The following is a 22,419-nucleotide window of genomic DNA, read 5'->3' on the forward strand; positions in this document are numbered from 1 at the left end:
TTGATTTTTTAACAACATTTATCTCCTGCCTGAATTGGAGGACACTTTACAGTTCCATAGCTACAATAAACGCAACAGTCACCCTGTTTTGGTTTTAATACAGTCTTACAATTCTCGCATTCGTAAAAGAATTGACAAGCATCGGCAGGCATTCTTTCGTCTTTTTTACAGCCACAATTTGGACACGTCAACGTTGATTTTAGTTCTACTGAATTACCATTATAGATTACGCAAGTGTCGCATGTACCGTATAATTTATTTCTGTAATAATTAATTCCAGTTGCTAATAACAAACCAAACATCCCTATGTAAATAAAATAAGTATTGCTGTTAAAATAATATTCGTAATAAATTAATACAACCGATGGTATGGCAATTAATAGCGGAAAAACATTCCGATGCTTTTGATAAGAAATAATTAAACCTATAATAGAAATTAAAACCATGAAGAGAAATATCCACATTGTCCATCCGCCAAACAATTCAAAACTACCCAATCCAAATGTCGATGCTCCGAATGCAAAAAGAGGAAAACAGCAAGGTGAAAACAGTGCTGTCGTAAAGAGACCCACTGTCCCTAATTTATCCATATTATTAATTATTTTCATTTTAAAGTTTTAAATTCCTTAATCGTAAGGCATTTGCAATTACTGAAACAGAACTAAAACTCATTGCCAAAGCGGCTATCATTGGCGAAAGCAAGACTCCAAAAAACGGATACAAAACACCCGCTGCAATTGGAATTCCTAATACATTGTAGAAAAAGGCAAAAAATAAATTTTGCTTGATATTTCGCATTACTGCATGACTTAAATTTTTGGCTTTGACTATCCCTTGCAAGTCTCCTTTTACCAAGGTAATTTTAGCACTTTCAATAGCAACATCAGTTCCGGTTCCCATAGCAATTCCGATATCGGCTTGCGCCAAAGCCGGAGCATCGTTAATTCCGTCACCTGCCATTGCAACAATTTTTCCTTCGGATTGTAATCGTTTAATTTCCTTGAGCTTGTCTTCGGGTAAACAGCCTGCTTTATAAGAGCTTAAATTCAATGTTGACGCAACTGCTTTTGCCGTATTCTCATTATCTCCGGTAAGCATTATCACTTCAACGCCTTGACGCATTAATTCTTTTATGGCTTCGACACTTGTAGCTTTTATGGCATCAGTAATTGATACGAATCCCACAGCTATTCCATCAACTGAAATATAAGAAACTGTTTTCCCTAGTTTCTGTTCTGCAATAATTTTATTTTCCAATTCATCCAAAACTGTAGCATTCACTTGCTCCATTAATTTTTTATTTCCGAGTGCCACTTTTTTATTGGTTACCGTCCCAATAACTCCTTTCCCTGAAATCGCTTCAAAATCCTTTACTTCGATTAATGAAGCATTTTTCGCTTTCGCAAAATTAACTACGGCTTGCGCCAAAGGATGTTCGCTGTACTGGTTTAAGGAAGCAATACTTTGCAATAAAGTATTTTCATCACTCTCTAATGAAAACACTTTTTCAACAGAAGGTTTTCCTTCGGTAATTGTTCCTGTTTTATCGGTTATCAAAACATTTACTTTATTCATTCTTTCCAAAGCTTCGGCGTTTTTTATCAACACCCCAGATTGTGCTCCTTTTCCAACACCCACCATGACCGACATAGGCGTCGCTAATCCCAAAGCACAAGGACAGGCAATAATCAATACCGCAATGGCATTGATAAATCCATAAACCATTGCGGGTTCAGGTCCGAATTTTGCCCAAACAAAAAAAGTGATTACCGAAACAAAGACAACAATGGGTACAAAATATTTAGCTATTTTATCTGCTAGTTTCTGAATCGGTGCTTTAGAACGGCTGGCATTATTTACCATTTGTACAATTTGTGAAAGTAAGGTTTCCGAACCCACTTTCTCGGCAATCATCACAAAGGATTTATTTCCGTTGATAGTTCCTGAACTAACGCTATCTCCTATTATTTTATCAACAGGAATGGGTTCGCCCGTAATCATCGATTCGTCGATTGCACTTTCTCCATCGGTTATTTTTCCGTCCACCGGAATTTTATCTCCTGGTTTCACGCGCAATAAGTCTCCTTTTTTGATGTCGTGAATCGAGATTACTTGGTCCTTTCCATCGATTACCAAAGTAGCTTCGGTTGGTGCTAATTTCAAGAGTTCTTTTATCGCACCACTAGTTCGACTATGTGCTCTGGCTTCGAGTAATTGTCCTAATAAGACTAATGTTAATATGACTGTCGTCGCCTCAAAATAAAGCAATACGGTCCCATCTTCCGTTCTAAATTCATTTGGAAAAATATCTGGAAAAAACATCCCAGCTAAACTAAACAAAAAGGCTACTCCAGTACCAATTCCAATAAGGGTAAACATATTGAGATTCCAAGTAACAATCGACTTCCAAGCACGTACAAAAAACATCCAACACGCATAAAAAACTACAGGAAGAGACAATCCAAACTGTACCCAATTCCACTTGGAAGCATCCATAATTCTCATTAATGGATTGTCAGAAATCATATCTGACATGGCAATTAAGAACACCGGAACGGTACATAGTACAGCAATTTTCATTTTGCGCACTAAGTCATTATACACTTTGTTTTCTTCACTTTCGGTTGGTTCCATTGGCACTAAATCCATTCCACAAATGGGACAGGAACCGGGACCGTCTTTGATTACTTCAGGATGCATTGGACAGGTATACATTATTTTTGCCGAACTCAATTCTGGAATTTTTTCTAAATTCATTCCACAAACCGGACAACTTCCTGGTTTATCGTACACTTTCTCTCCTTCACAATGCATCGGACAATAATATTTGCCATATGCATTACTTGGTAAAGCCACAATCTTTTTATCTTGTATTTTATTGGATTCGCAACACGATTTTGTTACTGGTTCTGTTGCTATTTTTGAGGTGATATTGGTTGGGGATTCCATAGAAATGGAATATTTACCAGCTTTGGAAAGCGTTTCTTGTAATTGGGCTGTTGGAATATGGTTTTCCATTGTTATTGTTGCTATTGGCGGATCCAAAGTAACTGTTGCTTGAATCCCATCTATAGCATTCAATGTTTTTTCGACTTTGGAACGACAACCGTCACAACTCATTCCAGTGATAATATAAGTATGTTTCATAATTTTGAATTAAAAAAAATCGGTCCCATAAAAAATTATAGAACCGATTTGAAAGAATTTTAATGTTGATGATTTTCTTCTTTTTTATCACTCTTTTTTGGAATCATTTGCATTCCGCATTTAGGACATTTCCCAGATTTATCACTCATTTCTTTCGGATGCATGGGACAAGTGTACATTGTTTTTTGAACTTCTTCAGGAGTCATTTTCATTCCACATTTTGAACATTTTCCTGGTTTGCCAGAAGTTGTACCATCCATTTTGCAAACGTATTTTGTCACAATTTCAGTACTTGTTTTTTTTCCTTTACCCGAGGTGTCGTGTTTTAGGACCTTTGTTTTTACCAGTTCCATTCCACATTTACTGCATTCTCCTTCTTTGTCACTCATTTCTTCCGGATGCATTGGACAGGTGTAGGATGTTTTTTGAGCTTCCTTTTGCGAAGGCTTTGCAACTTCTTGAGCTGATGCCATTGAATTTACTGCTAAGAATAGGCTTAGTACGATAATTAATGTTTTCATTTTTTACTATTTTAAAATATTAAACTAAAGATTCATTTCTACTACCCAAAGGTACATGACCTGTATTTTGACTTGTTGTAGAATTTTGGAAATGATTTGTAAATTTTACAAATTATCAATTTGTAATCTGTTGTTTTCTTTTAATTGTTTAAAATGAGTTGGTGTAAAACCTGTTATTTTTTTAAACTGATTACTCAAATGTGCTACATCGCTATAATTCAATTTAATAGCAATTTCGCTTACTGTTAATTCTTTATACATTAATAACTCCTTTACTTTTTCAATCTTTTGAGCAATAAAATAATGCTCAATCGTTGTCCCTTGAACTTCAGAAAACAAATTACTCAATATGTTGTAATCTTGTCCTAATTGTTCCGACAAATAGCTTGACAAATTAGTTTTTAATTCATTATTTTGATGGTGAACCAAATCAACAATTAGGCATTTAATCCTCTCAATAGTTATAGTTGTTTTATCCTCTAATAATTCAAATCCGAGTGATTGCAATTTTATTTCTAAATCTTGCTTCTGATTCTCTTTGAAATCTTCTAATAATTCAATTTCGCCTAATTCAACTGAAATTGGAGTAAGTCCCAATTTTTCCAGCTCGAACTTTACAACCATAATACATCGATTGCATACCATATTTTTAATAAAGAGTCTCATTTTACGTGATTATTTTGGCATATATTCTTGCTAAACATTTTTAATAGTATTTTATGTTTCATAAATTTATTGATCATATAAACCAACCTTGTCAATTTTACAGCAAGGTTGGTTTGGTTTGAATACGAAAAAATTAAGCTTTTATTTATCGTTTTTTATGGATAATTCAGTAACTGGCTCGGTTAACTTCATTCCGCATTTTGAGCATTTATCATTCAAATTACCTTGAACTTCCGGATGCATCGGACAGGCATACATTTTTTTAGTATTGTTCATCATTTTTGAGTTTTTTCCCATCATTGTTGTGTCATTATCCATCATTGTAGAATCATCATTCATCATATGAGTCTCATCAGTTGCTTTTCCTTTATTTTTATCATTGCAAGAAAGCATTACAAAAGCCATTAGCAGGCCTAAAAAAATAGATTTTTTCATTTTAATTTATTTTAATAATACATTTTGAAGTCTCCAGCTCTTTTCTATAAAAGATGCCATTAAATTTCTGCCTTATAATAGTACAATACAATGGTATTTACACAGTTATAAAACTAATTATTTTACTTATATAATTAACACAAAATAATCACTTAATCTCTTCAATTGTTTTTCCACAACTCAACATTTGAGAACCATAATAAGGGTTCTTAATCGTGTCATCTTTGCTCAACCAATTAGCACCTTTTCCATCATTTGCCATTGGGCAAAACTGGTAAAAAACAGGCGTTTCATACTTAGCGACTTTTATCAAATCGTGCATGTTTTTTGATAAAGACATAAACAGCGTTCTTTGTTTTTTAATATCTTGTGTTTCGGAAATGCTTTTAGCTCCAGTTGTCAAATCTTTCATAACTTTCATCCAAACCAAGTGAGCATCCATAGCAAGTTCATCCATTTTCACGGCGTTTAATGACGCTAATAAATCTTTTGCTACAGAAGAAGCCATTTTACCATCCGTTTTGACCAAGGCATCTTTCAACGAAAAGTAATTATCAAAAACTGGTTTTAATTGATTATTGGTTGCCTGTTCTTGATTTAGAGTATCCAAATTTTTATCGTGATCTTCATGATTTTTCATAGTTCCCATTTGCTTCGCCTGTTCGCTATCGCTCGGGTCAGTTTTAGTTTCGGATACCACAGCCACTTTAGCTTCTCTGTCGTATTGACAACATCCGGGAAGATTATTATAAGCTGCTGTTGGAGCAAGAAAGCTGTTGCTGTCATAACCCGCCAAAGCAATGCGTTTTAATATTTCCTCTTGATTCGTTTTTTGTGAATCATAAGTCAGGATAGCCATTTTGGTATCTTCATTCCAATCTACCTGAGTCACTTTTTTCAAGTTCCCAGCTTTCTCTATAGTTGTTTTACACATTCCGCAATTCCCGTAGATTTTTACCGTTTCGGTTTTGGTATTTTTAATTTGCGCATTAGCCCCCGTGATTGAAAGCAATACTGTAATTGCCATCACTATTTTTTTTATTGAGTTCATTTTCTAATAATATTGAGGTGAATTAGTCAAAAGCAATATTGAAACAATAGCATGTATTGCTAAAAATTGAATTTGACTATAAATTTAATATGACTATCCATAATGCGGACTAAAATCATTTCGAATACAATTTTCGTCGTTTGTACATTTATAAAGCATAAATAGTAGCCCACAGATTGTACAGATTATACCGATTTACACGGATTTTTTTACTCGGCGAATCAAACTGTTATTTAAATCTGTACAAAATCCGTTCAATCCGTGTTATCTGTGTGCCATATTTTATCCTTTGGAACATATTACGGACTGTCATAAAATTTAATGATTTTAAAGTATTACACTTTGAATTAAGCCCATTTATGGCTGTCTAAAAAGGAATTTAGCTTATTTTAGGTGGAAGCCAAATGGAACGAAAATCAGAAGAAATGAAGATTTCCGAATAATAATAATTTTGTTTTTCTGAAGAAAAATGGAAGATTTTATTGTTTAAATCAGTGTAAAACAATGAAGTCAAACCCAAATAAACGGTTGAGTTACTACAAGAAATATCCTTACAAGCTCCATTACAACCCTCATGATTTTTATTTTTAGAGGCTTTTTCTTTGTTGCAACAGTCGGCCTTCTCTGTTTTTGAAGAAACCTCTTTTTTGCAACACGCTTTCTCGGATTTAGTTTTACATGCAAAAGCTATGCTTGGTGTCATAAAGAAACCAAACACAACTAATAACATTATATAAAACTTTTTTGACATTGTGTATCCTATAGTGAAGTACAAAGGTATTAAATCAGCAGTCAAAGTGAATTTATTCACTCCCAAATACTTGTTAAAAATAATTGATTATTTTCCTTCTCCTAATATCCCATTCATTATAGATTGCAATAATGACAATATGATACTAAAAAACAAGGCTGTCCAAAACGTGTCGACACTAAATCCACCCACAATTTTAGTACACAATAAAATAATCAATGCATTAATGACCAATAAAAACAATCCCAATGTAATAATGGTAACCGGCAAAGTTAGTATTACCAAAATTGGTTTAATAAATATATTAAGTAAGCCAAGAACAACAGCTACAACTAATGCTGTAGTAAATCCAGCCACGTGAACACCCGGCATAAAATTAGCGATTAGCAATACTAAGCCTGATGTAATAAGAATTCTGATTAGTAAATTCATAAATTTTTGTTTTAAAATTTTAATAAATGTAGTGAAAATTTAAAATCATTTAATTTATTTCAAAAAAGAACTCACTTTTTGATAAAATTCGGTTGGGTTTTCGGCATGAAGCCAATGTCCAACATTAGAGATAGTTTCGATGCTTGAATTAGGAAAATGATGCTTTATATTTTCGAAATCACTGTCCAGAATATAATTGGAATTTCCGCCGCGTATAAACAACGTTGGTTTCTCAAAAACTAAATTTTCTTGCAATGAAACTCCTATTTCATCCATTTTTGTATTGAAAACCGCCAAATTAAATCGGAATGCTAATTGTCCCGGCTCTTGCCAATACAAATTTTTCATCAGGAATTGTCTTGTTCCAAAATCAGGGATATATTTTGCCATAATTTCCTCGACTTCGTTTCGGCTTGGTTTTTTCGAAAAATCAACGGCATTTAATCCCGCCAGAATATCCTGATGGTGTTGCGGATAAAATTTTGGTCCGATATCAGCAACAATCAATTTATCAACCAATTCCGGATGAGTCGTTGCCAAAAGCATGGCTACTTTTCCGCCCATAGAATGTCCGATGACATTTATGTTTTCTAAATTATGTGCTTGACAATATTCGAAAACATCCCGAACCATTATTTCATAACTGAATTCTTCGGAATGTAAGCTTCGGCCGTGATTGCGTAAATCAAGAATGTGAACTTGAAAGTCGGAAGCGAATTGTGTTCCTAGTGTTTTCCAATTGTCAGACATTCCAAGAAATCCGTGCAAGATTAAAAGTGGTTTTCCTGAGCCTTCTGTTTTTGAGTAGAGCATAGTATGGGGTTTGGGGAGCGCGTGAGGGATAGCAGTGAAAAGCCCGGAACAAAACGAAATGAAATGGAGTTTTGTGAGGACTTGTAACGTATAGCCCGACCCGTTTTTCAGCGGGTCACGCCCAAATTATTTTATTTTAATTTTTGCAAGTACATATTGATCACATTATCCAATCCCAGATAAATGGCTTCGGAAATTAAAGCATGACCTATAGAAACTTCGAGTAATCCCGGAATATTTTCTTTGAAAAACTGAATGTTATCCAAGCTTAAATCATGACCTGCGTTGATTCCTAAACCTATTTGATTGGCCAAAATCGCTGATTCCATATACGGCTGTATGCCTCTTTCGTTACCCAAACTGTATTCGTGTGCGAATGCTTCGGTGTATAATTCGATTCTTTCGGTTCCAATTTTTTTCGCACCTTCGATCATTTCGAGAACTGGATCGACAAAAATGGAAGTTCTTATCCCATTTCGCTGAAATTCCTGGACAATCTCTTTGAGATAATCAGCATGTTTTATGGTATCCCAACCTGCATTGGAAGTTATGGCATCTATCGCATCAGGAACCAAAGTGACTTGGGTAGGTTTTATCTCCAGAACGAGATCAATAAAGGTTTTCTCAGGATTTCCTTCAATATTATATTCGGTATAAACAATAGATTTCAAATCGCGAGCATCTTGATAACGAATGTGACGCTCATCAGGACGCGGATGAATCGTGATCCCTTCCGCTCCAAACTTTTGAATGTCGGTTGCCACTTTTAATAAATCGGGAACATTTCCACCGCGAGCATTTCGTAAAGTAGCTATTTTATTGATGTTTACACTTAACTTTGTCATTGGAACACTTTTTGATTATGTTAATAGTATTTATTGACGCAAAAATACAAAGTAAAAGGTAGGAGTTTTTGCTTATTTTTGATTATTTTGCATGAAATATTTCCGATTGATTTATGACAGAAATTACAAACTATATTACCAATGATTTTAAAGCGATTGACAGCCAAGAAACTATTGCGGTTGTTCAAGACTTTTTCAATGAATTACACTTTTCACACTTTCCGGTAGTCGAAGAGGGAATTTATATTGGCAGTATTGTATCCGATGATATAGAAACATTTGACAGGGATAAAAAAGTAATTGATTATAGATTCACACTTGAAGGATTTTTTACCAGAACAAATACAATTTGGCTGGATGTTTTAGAAATTTTCGCAAAAAATCATACCAATTTAGTTCCTGTATTAGATGAAAATAACAAATATGTTGGTTATTATGAAATAGAGGACATCATGAAGTTTTTTCATGAGACGCCATTTTTAAAGGAACCTGGCGGAATCATTGTTGTCAAAAAACCGATTTTGGATTATTCGATGAGTCAAATTACTCAAATTGTTGAAAGCAATAACGGAAAGCTTTTGGGTTTATTCATCTCTGACGCTGATGTTGATAGTGTTCAGGTAACTATGAAAATAAGTTTAGGAGCCATGAATGAAATAATACAAACTTTCAGAAGGTATAATTATGAAATTATATCGGAGCATCAAGAAGACAATTACATTAATAATTTAAAGGAACGTTCTGATTATTTAGACAAATACCTTAATATATAGTTTACTCTTTAATTTGTTTATTTACTTCAACAAATTAACAGATTTAACTAAATAACGATTAAACAACAGATGAAAGTAGCTATATACGGACAATACTATCTTGTAAGCACAGAACCAATCATAAAAGATATTTTTGTTTTTTTTAACAAAAACAATGTTGAAATGGTTATTGAAGCAGAATTCCTTAAAATGCTTTATGAAAAGAAAATCATACAAAAAGAATACAAAACTTTTTCATCACATACAGAATTAGACCAAAGTTTTAATATGCTAATCAGCATTGGTGGTGATGGAACTATTTTAAGAGCTGTTACATTAGTCCGGAATTCTGGAGTTCCAATATTAGGGATAAATGCAGGCCGGTTAGGTTTTTTGGCAACGGTTCAAAAAGAGAATATTGCCGCATTTATGCAGTTTGTCATTGATAAAAAATACACTATTTCAAAAAGAACATTATTAAGTTTGTCCTGCACTCCCGAAAACGAATCCCTATTAGACATCAATTTTGCTATGAATGAAATTTCAGTTAGCCGAAAAGATTCCACCTCGATGATTACCGTAGAAACGTACTTGAATGATGAGTTTTTAAATTCCTATTGGGCAGACGGTTTAATTATTGCCACTCCAACAGGATCAACAGGATATAATTTAAGTTGCGGAGGTCCTATTTTAACCCCAGATGTAAAAAGCTTAGTTATTACCCCAATTGCTCCTCATAATCTAAACGCCAGACCACTCGTTGTCCCAGACGAAACAGAAATTAGATTGAAAGTTTCCGGCAGAGAGGATCAATATTTAGTATCCTTAGATTCCCGAATTGCATCTGTAAAAAACGAATCGATTCTAACCATTAAGAAAACTCCTTTTCAAATAAACATGGTAGAAATCCCAGAAGAAACCTTTCTAAAAACATTACGCACCAAACTGCTTTGGGGAGAAGACAGAAGGAATTAATCCATTTTAATTAAACACTATACGATTCTATCTGTTTTTCACGTTTGGATTTATCTAACGCCTATTTATTGTTAATTACTCAAAAGAGAGGACAATTAACTTAATAGGTATTGAATCGTATTGATAATTATTATATTTGCACGCAATTTTAACTAAATGAACAAAATTTTTAATTTTTTGTTATGCCTATTTCCATTTTTAGCAATTCATGCACAAATTCATGAAGTTGGTATTTTTGTAGGAGGCAGTAACTACGTTGGAGATGTTGGCCCCACGACCTATATATCTCCAAATGAACCTGCATTGGGATTGCTTTATAAATGGAATAAAAGCCCAAGACATGCCTACCGATTTTCGTATACACAATCAAAAATTGTTTCTAACGATTTGGATTCTGAAGAAGGTGGTAGAAACCAAAGAGGATATCGTTTTGAAAATAGTATAAAAGAAGTATCTTTAGGCCTTGAATTCAATTTTTTCGATTTTAATCTTCATGAATTGAGGAATAAAATCTCTCCTTATGTATATTCCGGAATAAGCTATTTTAGATATGACGAGTTATATATTTTAGCAGGTGAAACCAGGAAAGATAAAGGTTCCGGCTCTTTTGCAATTCCAATTATCTTAGGAATAAAATCAAACATTACACCTAATTTCATATTGGCTGTAGAAGTTGGAGCTCGATATACGCTTACGGATAACCTGGATGGGAGTAATCCGAAGAATGAGAATTTGAAAACGTTACGATTTGGGAATTTAAATAATAATGATTGGTATGTTTTTTCGGGATTAACCCTTACTTATACCTTTGGAAACAAACCTTGTTACTGTGCAGAATAAAGAAATGGATTTACTACCTACAATAGACGCAACAAATTTACCCAAACATTTAGCCATTATAATGGATGGCAACGGTCGTTGGGCAAAACAAAAAGGGCTTTTAAGAGCTTTAGGGCATGAAAGCGGAACAAAATCAGTTAAAAAAATAATTCAAGCTAGTGCCAAATTAGGAATAGAATATCTTACGCTATATGCCTTCTCTACCGAAAATTGGAACAGACCAAAACTGGAGGTAGAAACTTTAATGAGGGTGTTAATCAATTCATTAAAAAAAGAACTGATAACACTCCAAAAAAACAACATCAAACTGAATGCTATTGGTAATCTGGAAAAATTACCAAAATCTGCGCAAAAGGAACTTCTCGATGTAATAAATAAAACAAAAGACAATACGCAAATGACATTAACACTGGCATTAAGCTATGGCTCCAGAGAAGAATTAGTCAATGCAGTTAAAAACATTTGTAGTAAAGTTAAAAATAATATAATTTCAATAGACACTATTGACGATTCAATTATAAATGAGCATCTTTACACGCAAAATTTACCTGATGTAGATTTATTAATACGAACCAGCGGAGAACATAGAATAAGTAATTTTTTGTTGTGGCAAATTGCCTATGCAGAATTATATTTTACTGACATCTTGTGGCCAGACTTTAAAGAACAAGATTTATATGAGGCTATTATTAGTTATCAAAAAAGAGAACGTAGATTTGGAAAAACAAGTGAACAAATTAAATAATTTTTTAGTGTTACATAAAAGCATAAAAACAGTCCTTACAATTTTGATTTTTGGTAGTTTTACTCAAATTAAAGCTCAAGATAGAGTTCCTTTTGACCAAGGAAAAAAATATATTCTAGCCGATGTAGCAGTTATTGGAAAAATAAGTTTCAATTCTCAAACCGTGGTAACTTTTGCAGGACTTCAAAAAGGACAGGAAATAACAATTCCAGGTGAAGAAATAAGCAGTGCCATTAAAAAACTTGGAAAACTAGGCCTTTTTGATGAAATTTCATTTTATGTTAACAGAATCCAAAACGACAGTATTTATCTTGACTTAAACATTGCAGAATTACCCAAGTTAAACGAGGTAAAATTTGTTGGTATTAAGAAAAACAAAACCGAAGCTTTAATTAAAGATAACAGTCTTACTAAAAATAAAATTGTAAACGAAAATTTAATTACCACCACTAAAAATTATATTGAAAATAAATACAAAAAAGACGGTTACTACAATACTAAAGTAACTATAAATACCACCAAAGACACTGCAACAGTAAATCAAGTAAACATGCTTGTAAATATTGATAAAGGGGAAAAAATAAAAATTCAAGAGATTGGTTTTGTAGGTAATACAAAATTATCTGACAAGGTTTTGCGTAAAGCAATGAAAGATACGAAACAGAAAAATCCAATTCGAATCTTAAAAGCGTCTAAGTTTATACAAGCAAAATATAAAACCGACTTAGAAAAAGTAATCGCTGCCTATAAAGAAAAAGGATACCGAGATGCTCGAATACTTTCGGATTCAGTTATTTACAACAAAGACAAAAATGCATTGTCGATTAAAATAAATGTAGAAGAGGGAAACAAATACTATTTTGGAAACATTAAATTTTTAGGAAATACGGTTTATTCAGACCAATTATTGAGCAGAATATTAAGTGTTAAAAAAGGAGAAACTTACAACGGTGTACTTCTAGAGAAAAGAATCGCAGATAAATCTAAACCGGACGGTGAGGATATTACCAATTTATATCAAAATAACGGGTATTTATTTTCAAATATAAATGCCGTAGAGGTAAAAACTGCAAATGACACTATCGATTTTGAGATAAGAGTTACCGAAGGACCTTTGGCTTATTTCAATAAGATTACGGTTGTAGGAAATGACAAAACAAATGACCGTGTTATTTATAGAGAATTAAGAACTAAACCAGGAGAAAAATACAGCAAAGAAGAACTGGTAAGAACCATTCGTGAGATAGGACAATTAGGATTTTTTGATCCGGAAGCAATTGATCCAAAATTCAAAAATGTAGATTCTGGAGCCGGGACTGTTGATATAGAATATAACCTTGTTGAAAAAGGATCAAGCCAGATAGAACTACAAGGTGGTTATGGCGGTGGTGGTTTTATAGGTACTTTGGGACTGTCATTTAACAATTTTTCGGCGAGAAACATTTTTAAAAAAGAGGCCTACAAACCTTTGCCAATGGGTGACGGTCAAAAAGTTTCCTTACGATTACAAGGAAGTACTTACTTTCAAACCTATAGTATGTCATTTTCTGAACCATGGTTTGGAGGAAAAAAACCAGTTCAATTTAGTACGTCACTATCGTACAGCAAACAGTTTTTAAATAATTACATAACACAAAGAGTAGATAAAACTAAAAGTTTTAATATCATGACTTTGTCTGTAGGTCTAGCTAAAAGATTAACTGTACCGGATGATTTCTTCGTTTTATCACAATCAATAAGTTACCAACATTACGATTTACAAAACTACAACACAGGATTATTTACATTTGGAAACGGAACGTCAAGAAACTTAGCCTATACCGTAGGATTAACACGGAGTAATAAAGGGGTGAATCCAATTTTTCCAACGTATGGTTCAGAATTTAGTATTTCAGCAAAATTGACTCCTCCTTATTCGTTGATAAATGGCGTTGATTATGCAACATTAGGGGATCAACAGGAATACAAATACAAATATACCGGTACAACCTATACAGGTTCAAACGGAATACAAGTAAACGAGGGGGATTATGTTGAGGCTATTCCTAGTTCAACAAATCTTACTCCAAATAAAGTTTCCAATTATCAAGATGCTGCTGCTGACCCTGCAAAAGTGGATCAGAAGAAATTTAATTGGTTAGAATATTATAAAATTAAGTTCAAAGCAGACTGGTACACAAAAATTTATGGTAAATTAGTACTCCGAACGTTAACTGAATTTGGATTCCTTGGAGCATACAACCAAGAAAGAGGTGCTGTACCATTTGAAAGATTCTATGTAGGTGGTGATGGATTAGCCAATTATTCCATGGATGGTAGAGAAACCATACAGTTGAGAGGATATCCAAACAACTCATTGACTCCGGTAAACAGTGCTGGTGAACAAATTGGAGCAACGGTTTATAATAAATTTTCATTAGAAATGCGTTATCCAATAACATTAAAATCATCGGCATCTATTTATGCATTAACGTTTTTAGAAGCAGGTTCATCTTATGCTAATTTCAAGAGCTATAACCCTTTTGCATTAAGTCGTTCTGCAGGAGCTGGTCTACGTGTATTTATGCCGGCATTTGGATTACTGGGAATTGATTTTGGATATGGATTTGATGCCTTACCTGGAACAGCAAAAGCAAATGGATGGGAAACCCATTTTATCATTGGACAACAATTTTAAAAAAAATTAGTTAAAAATTTTTCTAATACTTTGAAGTTATGAGAAAACAATTTTTATTTCTATTTTTAGCCCTGATAGCTGCAAATACAGTTGTAGCCCAAACCAGAGGAACCAAAGTTGGTTATATTGACATGGAGTATATTCTTCAGAATGTACAAGATTATACGGAAGCCAAAAATCAATTAGAGCAAAAAGCTCAAAAATGGAAGCAAGAGGTCGAAGTTAAAAAAAATGAAATTGATAAGCTCAAAAATGCGCTAAAAGCAGAACAAGCTTTGCTGACAAAAGAACTTATTGACGAAAGAGAAACCGAAATTAAGTTCCTTGAAAATGAGAATTTGGATTACCAACAGAAACGATTTGGAGCTAATGGTGATTTGATTCAACAAAAATCAGTACTGGCAAAACCAATACAAGATCAGGTTTTTACAGCTATACAAGACATTGCAGAAGCAAAAAAATATGATTTCATTTTTGATAAATCATCTGATTTGACAATGCTTTTTGCAGCAAAAAGATTTGATATCAGCGATCAGGTTTTACGTGTATTGAATCGAACTGAAAAGAGAGAACAGTTAACCAAGAAACAGCTTAAAGAAGAAGAGGCTAAGGAAAACAAAGAGGATGCAATGGATGAGAATCCAGTTTTGGCTGACAGACAAAAAGCACTGGATGAGAAAAAAGCAGCGAGAGACAAAATTATAGCTGACAGAAAATTAATCCAGGAAGAAAAGAAAAAACAATTTGACGAAAGAAGAAAACAACTTCTATCTGAGAGAGAAGCAAAAAAAAATGGCACGGTTTCTGTCTCTGCTAAAACAGAAGATTTAAAAACAAAAACGATAGTTAATGATTCGACTGAAGTGGCTTCAAAAAAAGCAGTAGAAGATGCTAAACTGAAACAAGCGGAACAAAAAGCAAAAATTTTAGAAGATCGTAAAAAAGTCTTGGAGGACCGTAAAAAAGCTTTAGAAGAAAAAAGAAAAAAAATACTGGAAGAAAGAGAAGCTATTAAAAAAGCTGCAGCCGAAAAATTAAAAGAAAATACAAACAAAAATTAATACTAAATATTTTAAAAACGATGAAACAAATCAAAACTTTACTAATTGCCGGAATACTTTTCTTTGGTGCAAACCAAACTATTAACGCACAAGCAAAAACTGCTCATGTTGACGTGAGTGAAATCATGTCAAAAATGCCAGCAATGTTAGACGCTCAAAAACAATTGGAGAAATTGAGTGGTACTTATGATGCTGATTACAAAAAAATGGTTGAAGAATACCAAGCAAAATTAAAAAAATATGAAGCAGAATCTGCAACAGTAACTGAAGCTGTAAATGGAGAACGTTCTAAAGAAGTTCAAGATATGCAAAAAAGAATTGTTGATTTTAGAGACAATGCTCAAAAAGAATTGCAACAAAAAGAATCTGATATTGTAAAACCTTTAATGGAAAAAGTAAGAACTTCTATCCAAAAAGTTGGTAAAGCAAAAGGGTTTCAATATGTGTTAGATGGTTCTACACTTTTACTTGCAGATGGTCCAAACTTGACTGCTGATGTAAAAAAAGATTTAGGTTTCTAAAAAACCGCTCTAATAGTTCAAAAAACTGCTCACCCAAAATTTGGTCTTGAGCAGTTTTTTTTTGTTAAAATAAATTTTAGGAAATTTAAATGCTAGCACTTAACTTTGTTTTTATGAATAACAATCAACCAATAGGAATTTTTGACTCAGGCATTGGAGGCACTTCAATTTGGAGAGCCATTCATGATTTACTCCCTAATGAAAAAACAATCTATTTAGCCGATAGTAAAAATGCCCCCTATGGCCAAAAATCAAAAGAAGAGATTGTTGCTTTAAGCATGAAAAACACCGATTTTCTGCTTAAAATGAACTGTAAACTAATTGTTGTAGCTTGTAATACTGCAACTACAAATGCCATTCGAGAATTACGCGAAAAGTATGATGTTCCTTTCATCGGCATTGAGCCTGCCATAAAACCCGCAGCGACTCATTCTAAAACACAAATCATAGGAATTCTTGCTACACAAGGCACATTGAACAGTGAGCTTTTTAATAAGACTACTGAAATGTATCAAGACACAAAAATAATTGAACAAGTAGGGCATGGATTAGTGCAACTAATTGAAAATGGTGATATCAATTCCCCAGAAATGACAAAACTGCTTCACTCCTATCTCACACCCATGATTGAAGCCAACATCGATTATTTAGTATTAGGCTGTAGCCACTATCCGTATCTGATTCCTCAAATAAAAAAAATACTTCCAGAACATGTAAAAATTATCGATTCTGGTGAAGCTGTAGCTAAACAAACTCAAAAACTATTAGGCGAAAAAATAGGTTTTTCCTCGACCGAAAAAAGCAATCCTGTTTTCTTTACCAATACCAATCCGAAAGTATTATCTGAGATTTTAGAGCATAAATATTCTGTTGAAAAAATCGATTTTTAGTCTATTCAAACTTTCTTTTGACAAACCAAATTCCATCTAAACATAAATTAAGTGACAATTTGTGATAATTTTCTTTGATAAGTCCATCGCTGATTCTACCCTTTTGCCCGTAGGAATAGGTGATATTCAGCGCTGAAAATGTGTTTTCGACAGGAAGTGAAACCCCAAGAGAAAATGACATCGAATTAATTCTTTTATTATCAACCTCCAGATAACCCGTATCATAATTTAGTTCTGTTGAATATTTAATCCTATCAGAATAACTTCTTATCTTTTTTGCCCATTTTTATTTAGAAATTCATAAAGAAACAATTACCCAAAAAAAAATCTAAATCCTATTCCTCTTTAAACCAACTGGAATACATTACATAATTATTCGAAATGCGTTCGATTTCACCTGCAAAATCAGATTGATTAATGTCTTTTACTTTTTTGGCAGGAACACCGGCCCAAATCGAACCTGAAGCAACAACAGTATTTTGAGTAATAACAGCTCCGGCAGCAACAATAGAATTGCTTTCGATAACACAATTATCCATTACTATAGCTCCCATTCCAATCAATACATTGTCATGAACCGTACAACCATGAACAATGGCATTATGGCCAATAGAAACATTATTTCCTATAATTGTTGGATGTTTTTTATAGGTACAATGAATTACTGCACCATCCTGAATGTTTACTTTATTGCCTATTTTTATGAAATTCACATCACCTCTTATTACGGTATTAAACCAAACACTGCATGAAGTACCAAAGCTAACATCACCAACAATAGTGGCATTCTCGGCTACATAACAATCTTCAGGTATTGAAGGCGATTTTCCGTTAACAGATTTAATCAACATGGATAGAGTAAATTAATTGATTGCTGGACAGTAACATTCGTATTTTTCAGCCTTGCAAAATAAATTGATTCCCAAAGTAATTTGATGGAATCCTCCATTATCAAATTTTACAGGACCCGATACATTTGAATACGTATAAGCGAACATAAAATTATTAAAATTGACTCCAACTATAGGAGTAATATATTGAAGTTTTTGTTTAGAAACTCCAGCTCCATCAGTATATTCAGCTCCGTCTAAACTTCGACGGTAAGACAAACCTCCCCAAAGTTTTCCGAAATCCATACTTTTATATGCTTTAACATTAAAGTCAATCGATTTTTCTTTCGTCTTATCTACAAGTTGAAATAAAATCGATGGTTCCCATAATATTTTTTCTCTGTTTCCAAAAACATAACCAGCGCTCAATAAATATTTTCTTAAATTATCACTTTCATATTCAGTGTAAATATCTCTTCTGGTTTCAATCGCATTTTTAACCGTCCCATGAACATAAAAATCTAAATAATTATAGGATGCTCCAATATCAAAATTAAAATAAGAATCTTTTTGCACAATAGTTCCATTAATAATTGGATCGAAATCCCCAGACTGCCTAAACTCCGTTTCATCCAGTTGGCTTTGAATCAATCCAGCACTAATACCAAAAGACAATTGATTCAAATCAATTTCATCTCTGGAAAACATAAGATGATACGCATACGTAAGTTTTATCCCTTTTTGAGAGTGATACCCATTTTTATCATTAAAAAGAATAATCCCCGCTCCTGCTTTTTCCCCCACTCTTCCATTAAAACTTAACGTCTGAAGTTCTGGTGCATCCTCTTGACTAAACCATTGTTTCCGTGCAGTAAGTCTAATTTTTGCACAATTTGCAGCTCCAGCCATTGAAGGATGGATTAAATAATAATTATCTGATAAGTAATCAGAATAAACTGCAACTCCTTCTTGTGAAAAAGAATATTGACACACAAAAAATAGGACCGCAAAAAATTTAATTTTGTTATACATAGAAATACTATTATATAAAGGTGATTGCTGACTCAATGAAAGGTATAAATACCTAGTTAATAACTAAATTTCTGTTAATTTATTTTATTAAAATTCAAATATAGCTATTCGTAGAAAATAACTTTACTAAATTTGTAAAAATTTACAAAGATCATGACAAAAGTTACCATAAAAGAAACACAAAACCCTACTATATTAAAATTTGAATTTCAGGATTTCATTACTCAAAATGAGAGTTTCGAATTCAAAAATATAGATGAGGCTAAATCTTCCCCTCTTGCACAACAATTGTTTTACTTGCCATTCGTAAAAACAATTTATATCTCGGGAAACTTCATTGCTATCGAGAAATATAGCATTGTAGAATGGGAAGATGTAAAAGATGCAGTGGCAGAACAAATAGAGAAATTTGTAAATGATGGCGGAACAATCATAACAATAGATGAAAACAAAACTAAAAAACAGCCCATTACGGTTTATGGAGAAACAACTCCAAATCCAGCTGCTTTGAAATTTGTGGTGAGCAAAATGTTGACCAAAAATGCTATTGAATTCAAAAATATTGATCAAACTGGTGCTTCGCCATTGGCAAAAGAACTCTTCAAATTTCCTTACGTAAAAGAAATTTTCATTGACGAAAACTACATCTCCGTAACCAAATATGAAATCAATGACTGGCAGGAAATCACCTTAGAAATAAGAAGTTTCATTAAACAATATATCGAAAACGGAGGAACCGTTTTAGATGAAAATTTTATTGAAGCCGTAACAGCTGAAGAAAATACTAAAGCAAAAGAATTTGACAATCTGGATGTCACTTCACAACAAATCATCAACATATTAGAGGAATATGTAAAACCAGCCGTACAAGCTGACGGAGGTAATATTGCATTTGACTCTTATAACGAAACTGATAAAACCGTAAAAGTAATTTTGCAAGGCGCTTGTAGTGGTTGCCCGTCATCAACATTCACTTTGAAAAGTGGTATAGAAAATATGTTGAAAAGTATGCTGAACGACGAAGGAATTAAAGTGGAAGCGATAAATGCATAAAAAAAATACACACTTAACTGATAATGTTATAGTTAGATGAAAATAATTGCCATTTTAAATTGAAATTTTAAATAAAATAGGTACATTTAATCTTTAACTTAACAAATAGAAATTATGTCAGTATTAAAAGTAATTGAAATACTTTCCAGCTCAGATATAAGTTGGGAAGATGCAGCTCGAAAAGGAGTTGCGAAGGCGGCAAAATCCGTAAAACACATCCGTTCGGTATACATTAAAGACCATAGTGCAGCCGTAAGTGGAGGAGAAATCACAGAATATAGAGTAAATTTAAAATTAACTTTCGAACTCGAATAGCTTAATTTGACCCAATTAATTTAAGCGTTTCATTTGAGACGCTTTTTTTATTTATAATTTATTTTAGGAGCTATTTCCAGCTATACGTTACAATCTTTCTAGTCCAGAACTTGTTTCAGTATCCTGAAACAAGTTCTGGACTAGAAAGGATTTCCACTTCAAACGAAGTTCACTGAACTCCGATGAAAATGTGGATTAAGTGAAGTAATCTGGGCTAAAACAATCCCAATGAACGAACTAAATTTAAAAACCTGCCTCTATTTATTACAACGCCAACAATCCTGTTAATTGGAAAGCTTAGATTTAGCTTCAAATTATTTGGCAAAAAAAAGAATTGACCCTTTGCGGAGCATAAGCTCTAGATTATTCCGCCAAAACAAACAGCCTTTATATCCCAAAATATTGTTTTGGCAGTAACCCAAAAAACATCAAATCTTCTATTTTTAGCTTCACCGTTTAAAAACGACGAAACACTTTTTTATGCTTATCAAAAACAAACGTATTCAGCATCAAATACTGATTTTCAGCAAATTATTAACGATTTAATAAAGCAATCCTAGAAAAAATTGTTTAATATTGTAACACTAATCAATTTCAAAACACCATGGGACTATCTTCATTTTTTAAAAATTTGTTTGGCTCAGCCAAAGAAACAGCCAGCGAATTAGCAGACAAAGCGGAAACAACTTTTGAACAAGCAAAAGAAACTGCTGCACCTTATATTGAAAAAGCGGAAACATTTGCCGAAGAAACATTTGAGAAAGTAAAAGAAACCACATCCCCATATCTAGAAAAAGCAGAAACTTTTGCGGAAGAGGCATTTGACAAAGTAAAAGAAACAGCTGCACCAATCATAGCGAAAATAGAGGATTTTACTGATCAGGCTAAGGAAACAGCAAGTGATGTTTTAGGAAAAGTGGTAGAAACTGTAAAAGAAAAAACTGGCGTAACTGCAGATAAAGTTGAAGAGGTAGCAACTGAAACCAAAGCTGTAACTTCGGATACCATGGAAACCATAAAAGAAAAAGCTGCAGCTTCGGACACTTTGGAAACTATTTCTGAAAAAGCGAGTGCATTTGCAAGTGATGCAGATGCTGAAGCAAAAGAAATTGCCAAGAAAACCATAAATAAAATAGAAGAAGACGCCGATTAATTGATATAAAAATAATTTATTTATATTTTTGCACTTCAAATTTAACCTTCTCTTTTGAGAGGGTTTTTTATTACTCAAAAAATGAACTTAAATCCTAATCAACTTACTGATTATGCCAATACTTTTGTAAAAGCATTAATTGATTATTCCCCAAAAATAATTTCTGCCTTTGTAATTTTATTTGTAGGCCTTTACACGATTCGACTTATCAATAGATTCATTAGAAAAATAATGATAAAAAGGGATTTAGACCCTACATTAACAAAATTTCTTGCCGATATATTGCTTTGGATTTTAAGAGTATTATTATTTGTGACTTTTATCTCAAAACTAGGAATAGAAACTTCTTCTTTTGTAGCTATTCTTGGCGCAATGGGACTTGCAGTAGGTTTATCGCTTCAAGGTTCTTTATCTAATTTTGCAGGGGGAATGCTGATTATTCTCTTCAAACCATTTAAGGCTGGTCATACAATTGAGGCGCAAGGCGTTATTGGAACAGTAAGCGAAATACAAATATTTGTAACCAAATTAATTACGGCTAACAATCAAACTATTTTTGTCCCAAATGGATCTTTATCAAATGGCACTATTATCAATTACTCCTTACAAGGATACAGGAGAGCCGATTTGACAATTGCCATTTCCTACGATACCAATATTAAAAAAGCAAAAGATATAATTACTACCGTTTTAAACAGTAACCCCAAAATACTAAAAACTCCAAGTGCTGAAGTTTCTGTAAAGAATTTGACTGATAACGCCATCCAACTTGCAGTTAGACCATGGGCAAATAACGAAGATTTTGGTGTTGTTTTTTCTGAAACTTTAGAAAGCTGTAAACTAGCATTTGATACTGCCGGAATTGTCATTCAACCTTATGTAAGAGAATCATCCAAGGCTAATTCTTAATTTAA

The 22,419-nt window shown here is 33.2% G+C and carries 25 protein-coding genes and 1 pseudogene; 12 read left to right on the plus strand and 14 right to left on the minus strand.

Annotated elements, in window-relative coordinates:
* Positions 1 to 8: 8 nt before the first annotated feature.
* From FNW38_RS17695 to FNW38_RS02865, 11 genes and pseudogenes are all read right to left on the minus strand, one after another.
* Complete coding sequence (locus tag FNW38_RS17695; protein WP_235890135.1) at positions 9 to 227, minus strand: GDCCVxC domain-containing (seleno)protein; 219 nt, start codon at positions 225 to 227, stop codon at positions 9 to 11.
* 51 nt (positions 228 to 278) lie between these two features.
* Positions 279 to 608, minus strand: a pseudogene (locus FNW38_RS17700) (MerC domain-containing protein); the annotation flags it as partial.
* A gap of 1 nt (position 609) precedes the next feature.
* The gene (locus tag FNW38_RS02825; RefSeq protein WP_143386025.1) at positions 610 to 3,147 is read right to left on the minus strand and encodes a heavy metal translocating P-type ATPase; all 2,538 of its coding nucleotides are present in this window, start codon (positions 3,145 to 3,147) and stop codon (positions 610 to 612) included.
* A gap of 59 nt (positions 3,148 to 3,206) precedes the next feature.
* Complete coding sequence (locus FNW38_RS02830) at positions 3,207 to 3,668, minus strand: heavy metal-binding domain-containing protein (protein WP_143386024.1); 462 nt, start codon at positions 3,666 to 3,668, stop codon at positions 3,207 to 3,209.
* 105 nt (positions 3,669 to 3,773) lie between these two features.
* Positions 3,774 to 4,292, minus strand: coding sequence for a helix-turn-helix domain-containing protein (locus FNW38_RS02835; RefSeq protein WP_235890133.1), 519 nt, complete (start codon positions 4,290 to 4,292; stop codon positions 3,774 to 3,776).
* A 183-nt stretch (positions 4,293 to 4,475) separates the two neighbouring features.
* Positions 4,476 to 4,769, minus strand: coding sequence for a heavy metal-binding domain-containing protein (locus tag FNW38_RS02840; protein WP_143386022.1), 294 nt, complete (start codon positions 4,767 to 4,769; stop codon positions 4,476 to 4,478).
* Between the two features lie 148 nt (positions 4,770 to 4,917).
* Positions 4,918 to 5,820, minus strand: a complete 903-nt coding sequence (locus FNW38_RS02845; protein WP_143386021.1) for a DUF3347 domain-containing protein — start codon at positions 5,818 to 5,820, stop codon at positions 4,918 to 4,920.
* Between the two features lie 379 nt (positions 5,821 to 6,199).
* Positions 6,200 to 6,550: a hypothetical protein gene (locus FNW38_RS02850; RefSeq protein ID WP_143386020.1), complete on the minus strand. Its 351-nt coding sequence runs from the start codon at positions 6,548 to 6,550 to the stop codon at positions 6,200 to 6,202.
* Between the two features lie 108 nt (positions 6,551 to 6,658).
* Positions 6,659 to 7,003: a phage holin family protein gene (locus FNW38_RS02855; protein WP_143386019.1), complete on the minus strand. Its 345-nt coding sequence runs from the start codon at positions 7,001 to 7,003 to the stop codon at positions 6,659 to 6,661.
* 54 nt (positions 7,004 to 7,057) lie between these two features.
* On the minus strand, positions 7,058 to 7,816 hold the full coding sequence (locus FNW38_RS02860) for an alpha/beta fold hydrolase (protein WP_144064472.1): 759 nt from the start codon (positions 7,814 to 7,816) through the stop codon (positions 7,058 to 7,060).
* 131 nt (positions 7,817 to 7,947) lie between these two features.
* Positions 7,948 to 8,661 (minus strand): pyridoxine 5'-phosphate synthase, encoded by a 714-nt coding sequence (locus FNW38_RS02865; protein ID WP_144064471.1) that lies wholly within the window; start codon positions 8,659 to 8,661, stop codon positions 7,948 to 7,950.
* 113 nt (positions 8,662 to 8,774) lie between these two features.
* Between FNW38_RS02865 and FNW38_RS02870 the strand changes: the two genes are divergently transcribed.
* The 8 genes from FNW38_RS02870 to murI all read left to right on the plus strand — a co-directional run bounded on the left by FNW38_RS02870 (position 8,775) and on the right by murI (position 17,122).
* On the plus strand, positions 8,775 to 9,434 hold the full coding sequence (locus FNW38_RS02870) for a CBS domain-containing protein (protein ID WP_143386016.1): 660 nt from the start codon (positions 8,775 to 8,777) through the stop codon (positions 9,432 to 9,434).
* A gap of 69 nt (positions 9,435 to 9,503) precedes the next feature.
* Positions 9,504 to 10,388, plus strand: a complete 885-nt coding sequence (locus tag FNW38_RS02875; protein ID WP_143386015.1) for an NAD kinase — start codon at positions 9,504 to 9,506, stop codon at positions 10,386 to 10,388.
* Positions 10,389 to 10,544: 156 nt separating this feature from the next.
* On the plus strand, positions 10,545 to 11,228 hold the full coding sequence (gene porG, locus FNW38_RS02880; protein WP_143386014.1) for a type IX secretion system protein PorG: 684 nt from the start codon (positions 10,545 to 10,547) through the stop codon (positions 11,226 to 11,228).
* 4 nt (positions 11,229 to 11,232) lie between these two features.
* Positions 11,233 to 11,973, plus strand: a complete 741-nt coding sequence (locus FNW38_RS02885) for an isoprenyl transferase (RefSeq protein WP_143386067.1) — start codon at positions 11,233 to 11,235, stop codon at positions 11,971 to 11,973.
* Positions 11,906 to 14,650 (plus strand): BamA/OMP85 family outer membrane protein, encoded by a 2,745-nt coding sequence (locus FNW38_RS02890; protein ID WP_143386013.1) that lies wholly within the window; start codon positions 11,906 to 11,908, stop codon positions 14,648 to 14,650. The genes FNW38_RS02885 and FNW38_RS02890 overlap by 68 nt, the downstream gene beginning before the upstream one ends.
* A gap of 38 nt (positions 14,651 to 14,688) precedes the next feature.
* Positions 14,689 to 15,711, plus strand: a complete 1,023-nt coding sequence (locus FNW38_RS02895) for an OmpH family outer membrane protein (RefSeq protein WP_143386012.1) — start codon at positions 14,689 to 14,691, stop codon at positions 15,709 to 15,711.
* Between the two features lie 20 nt (positions 15,712 to 15,731).
* Positions 15,732 to 16,232 (plus strand): OmpH family outer membrane protein, encoded by a 501-nt coding sequence (locus FNW38_RS02900; RefSeq protein ID WP_143386011.1) that lies wholly within the window; start codon positions 15,732 to 15,734, stop codon positions 16,230 to 16,232.
* A gap of 113 nt (positions 16,233 to 16,345) precedes the next feature.
* Positions 16,346 to 17,122: a glutamate racemase gene (gene murI, locus FNW38_RS02905; protein ID WP_143386010.1), complete on the plus strand. Its 777-nt coding sequence runs from the start codon at positions 16,346 to 16,348 to the stop codon at positions 17,120 to 17,122.
* Between the two features lies 1 nt (position 17,123).
* Here the strand turns inward: murI and FNW38_RS02910 are convergent, their stop codons facing one another.
* The 3 genes from FNW38_RS02910 to FNW38_RS02920 all read right to left on the minus strand — a co-directional run bounded on the left by FNW38_RS02910 (position 17,124) and on the right by FNW38_RS02920 (position 18,984).
* Positions 17,124 to 17,303, minus strand: coding sequence for a hypothetical protein (locus FNW38_RS02910; protein WP_235890132.1), 180 nt, complete (start codon positions 17,301 to 17,303; stop codon positions 17,124 to 17,126).
* Positions 17,304 to 17,457: 154 nt separating this feature from the next.
* The gene (locus tag FNW38_RS02915) at positions 17,458 to 17,973 is read right to left on the minus strand and encodes a gamma carbonic anhydrase family protein (RefSeq protein WP_143386009.1); all 516 of its coding nucleotides are present in this window, start codon (positions 17,971 to 17,973) and stop codon (positions 17,458 to 17,460) included.
* Between the two features lie 12 nt (positions 17,974 to 17,985).
* Positions 17,986 to 18,984, minus strand: coding sequence for a PorP/SprF family type IX secretion system membrane protein (locus FNW38_RS02920; RefSeq protein ID WP_143386008.1), 999 nt, complete (start codon positions 18,982 to 18,984; stop codon positions 17,986 to 17,988).
* Between the two features lie 153 nt (positions 18,985 to 19,137).
* Between FNW38_RS02920 and FNW38_RS02925 the strand changes: the two genes are divergently transcribed.
* From FNW38_RS02925 to FNW38_RS02940, 4 genes are all read left to right on the plus strand, one after another.
* Positions 19,138 to 20,037, plus strand: coding sequence for a NifU family protein (locus tag FNW38_RS02925; RefSeq protein ID WP_143386007.1), 900 nt, complete (start codon positions 19,138 to 19,140; stop codon positions 20,035 to 20,037).
* Between the two features lie 114 nt (positions 20,038 to 20,151).
* Entirely contained in the window at positions 20,152 to 20,352 is a 201-nt protein-coding gene (locus FNW38_RS02930; protein ID WP_143386006.1) for a dodecin family protein, read from the plus strand.
* Between the two features lie 604 nt (positions 20,353 to 20,956).
* On the plus strand, positions 20,957 to 21,505 hold the full coding sequence (locus FNW38_RS02935) for a YtxH domain-containing protein (RefSeq protein WP_185963066.1): 549 nt from the start codon (positions 20,957 to 20,959) through the stop codon (positions 21,503 to 21,505).
* A gap of 81 nt (positions 21,506 to 21,586) precedes the next feature.
* Positions 21,587 to 22,414 carry a mechanosensitive ion channel family protein gene (locus FNW38_RS02940; RefSeq protein WP_143386005.1) on the plus strand — a complete coding sequence of 276 codons (828 nt, stop codon included), beginning with the start codon at positions 21,587 to 21,589 and terminating at the stop codon, positions 22,412 to 22,414.
* The last annotated feature ends 5 nt before the right edge of the window (positions 22,415 to 22,419 follow it).

It is taken from the genome of Flavobacterium gawalongense, from assembly GCF_007097265.1.
GTDB classification, from domain to species: domain Bacteria; phylum Bacteroidota; class Bacteroidia; order Flavobacteriales; family Flavobacteriaceae; genus Flavobacterium; species Flavobacterium gawalongense.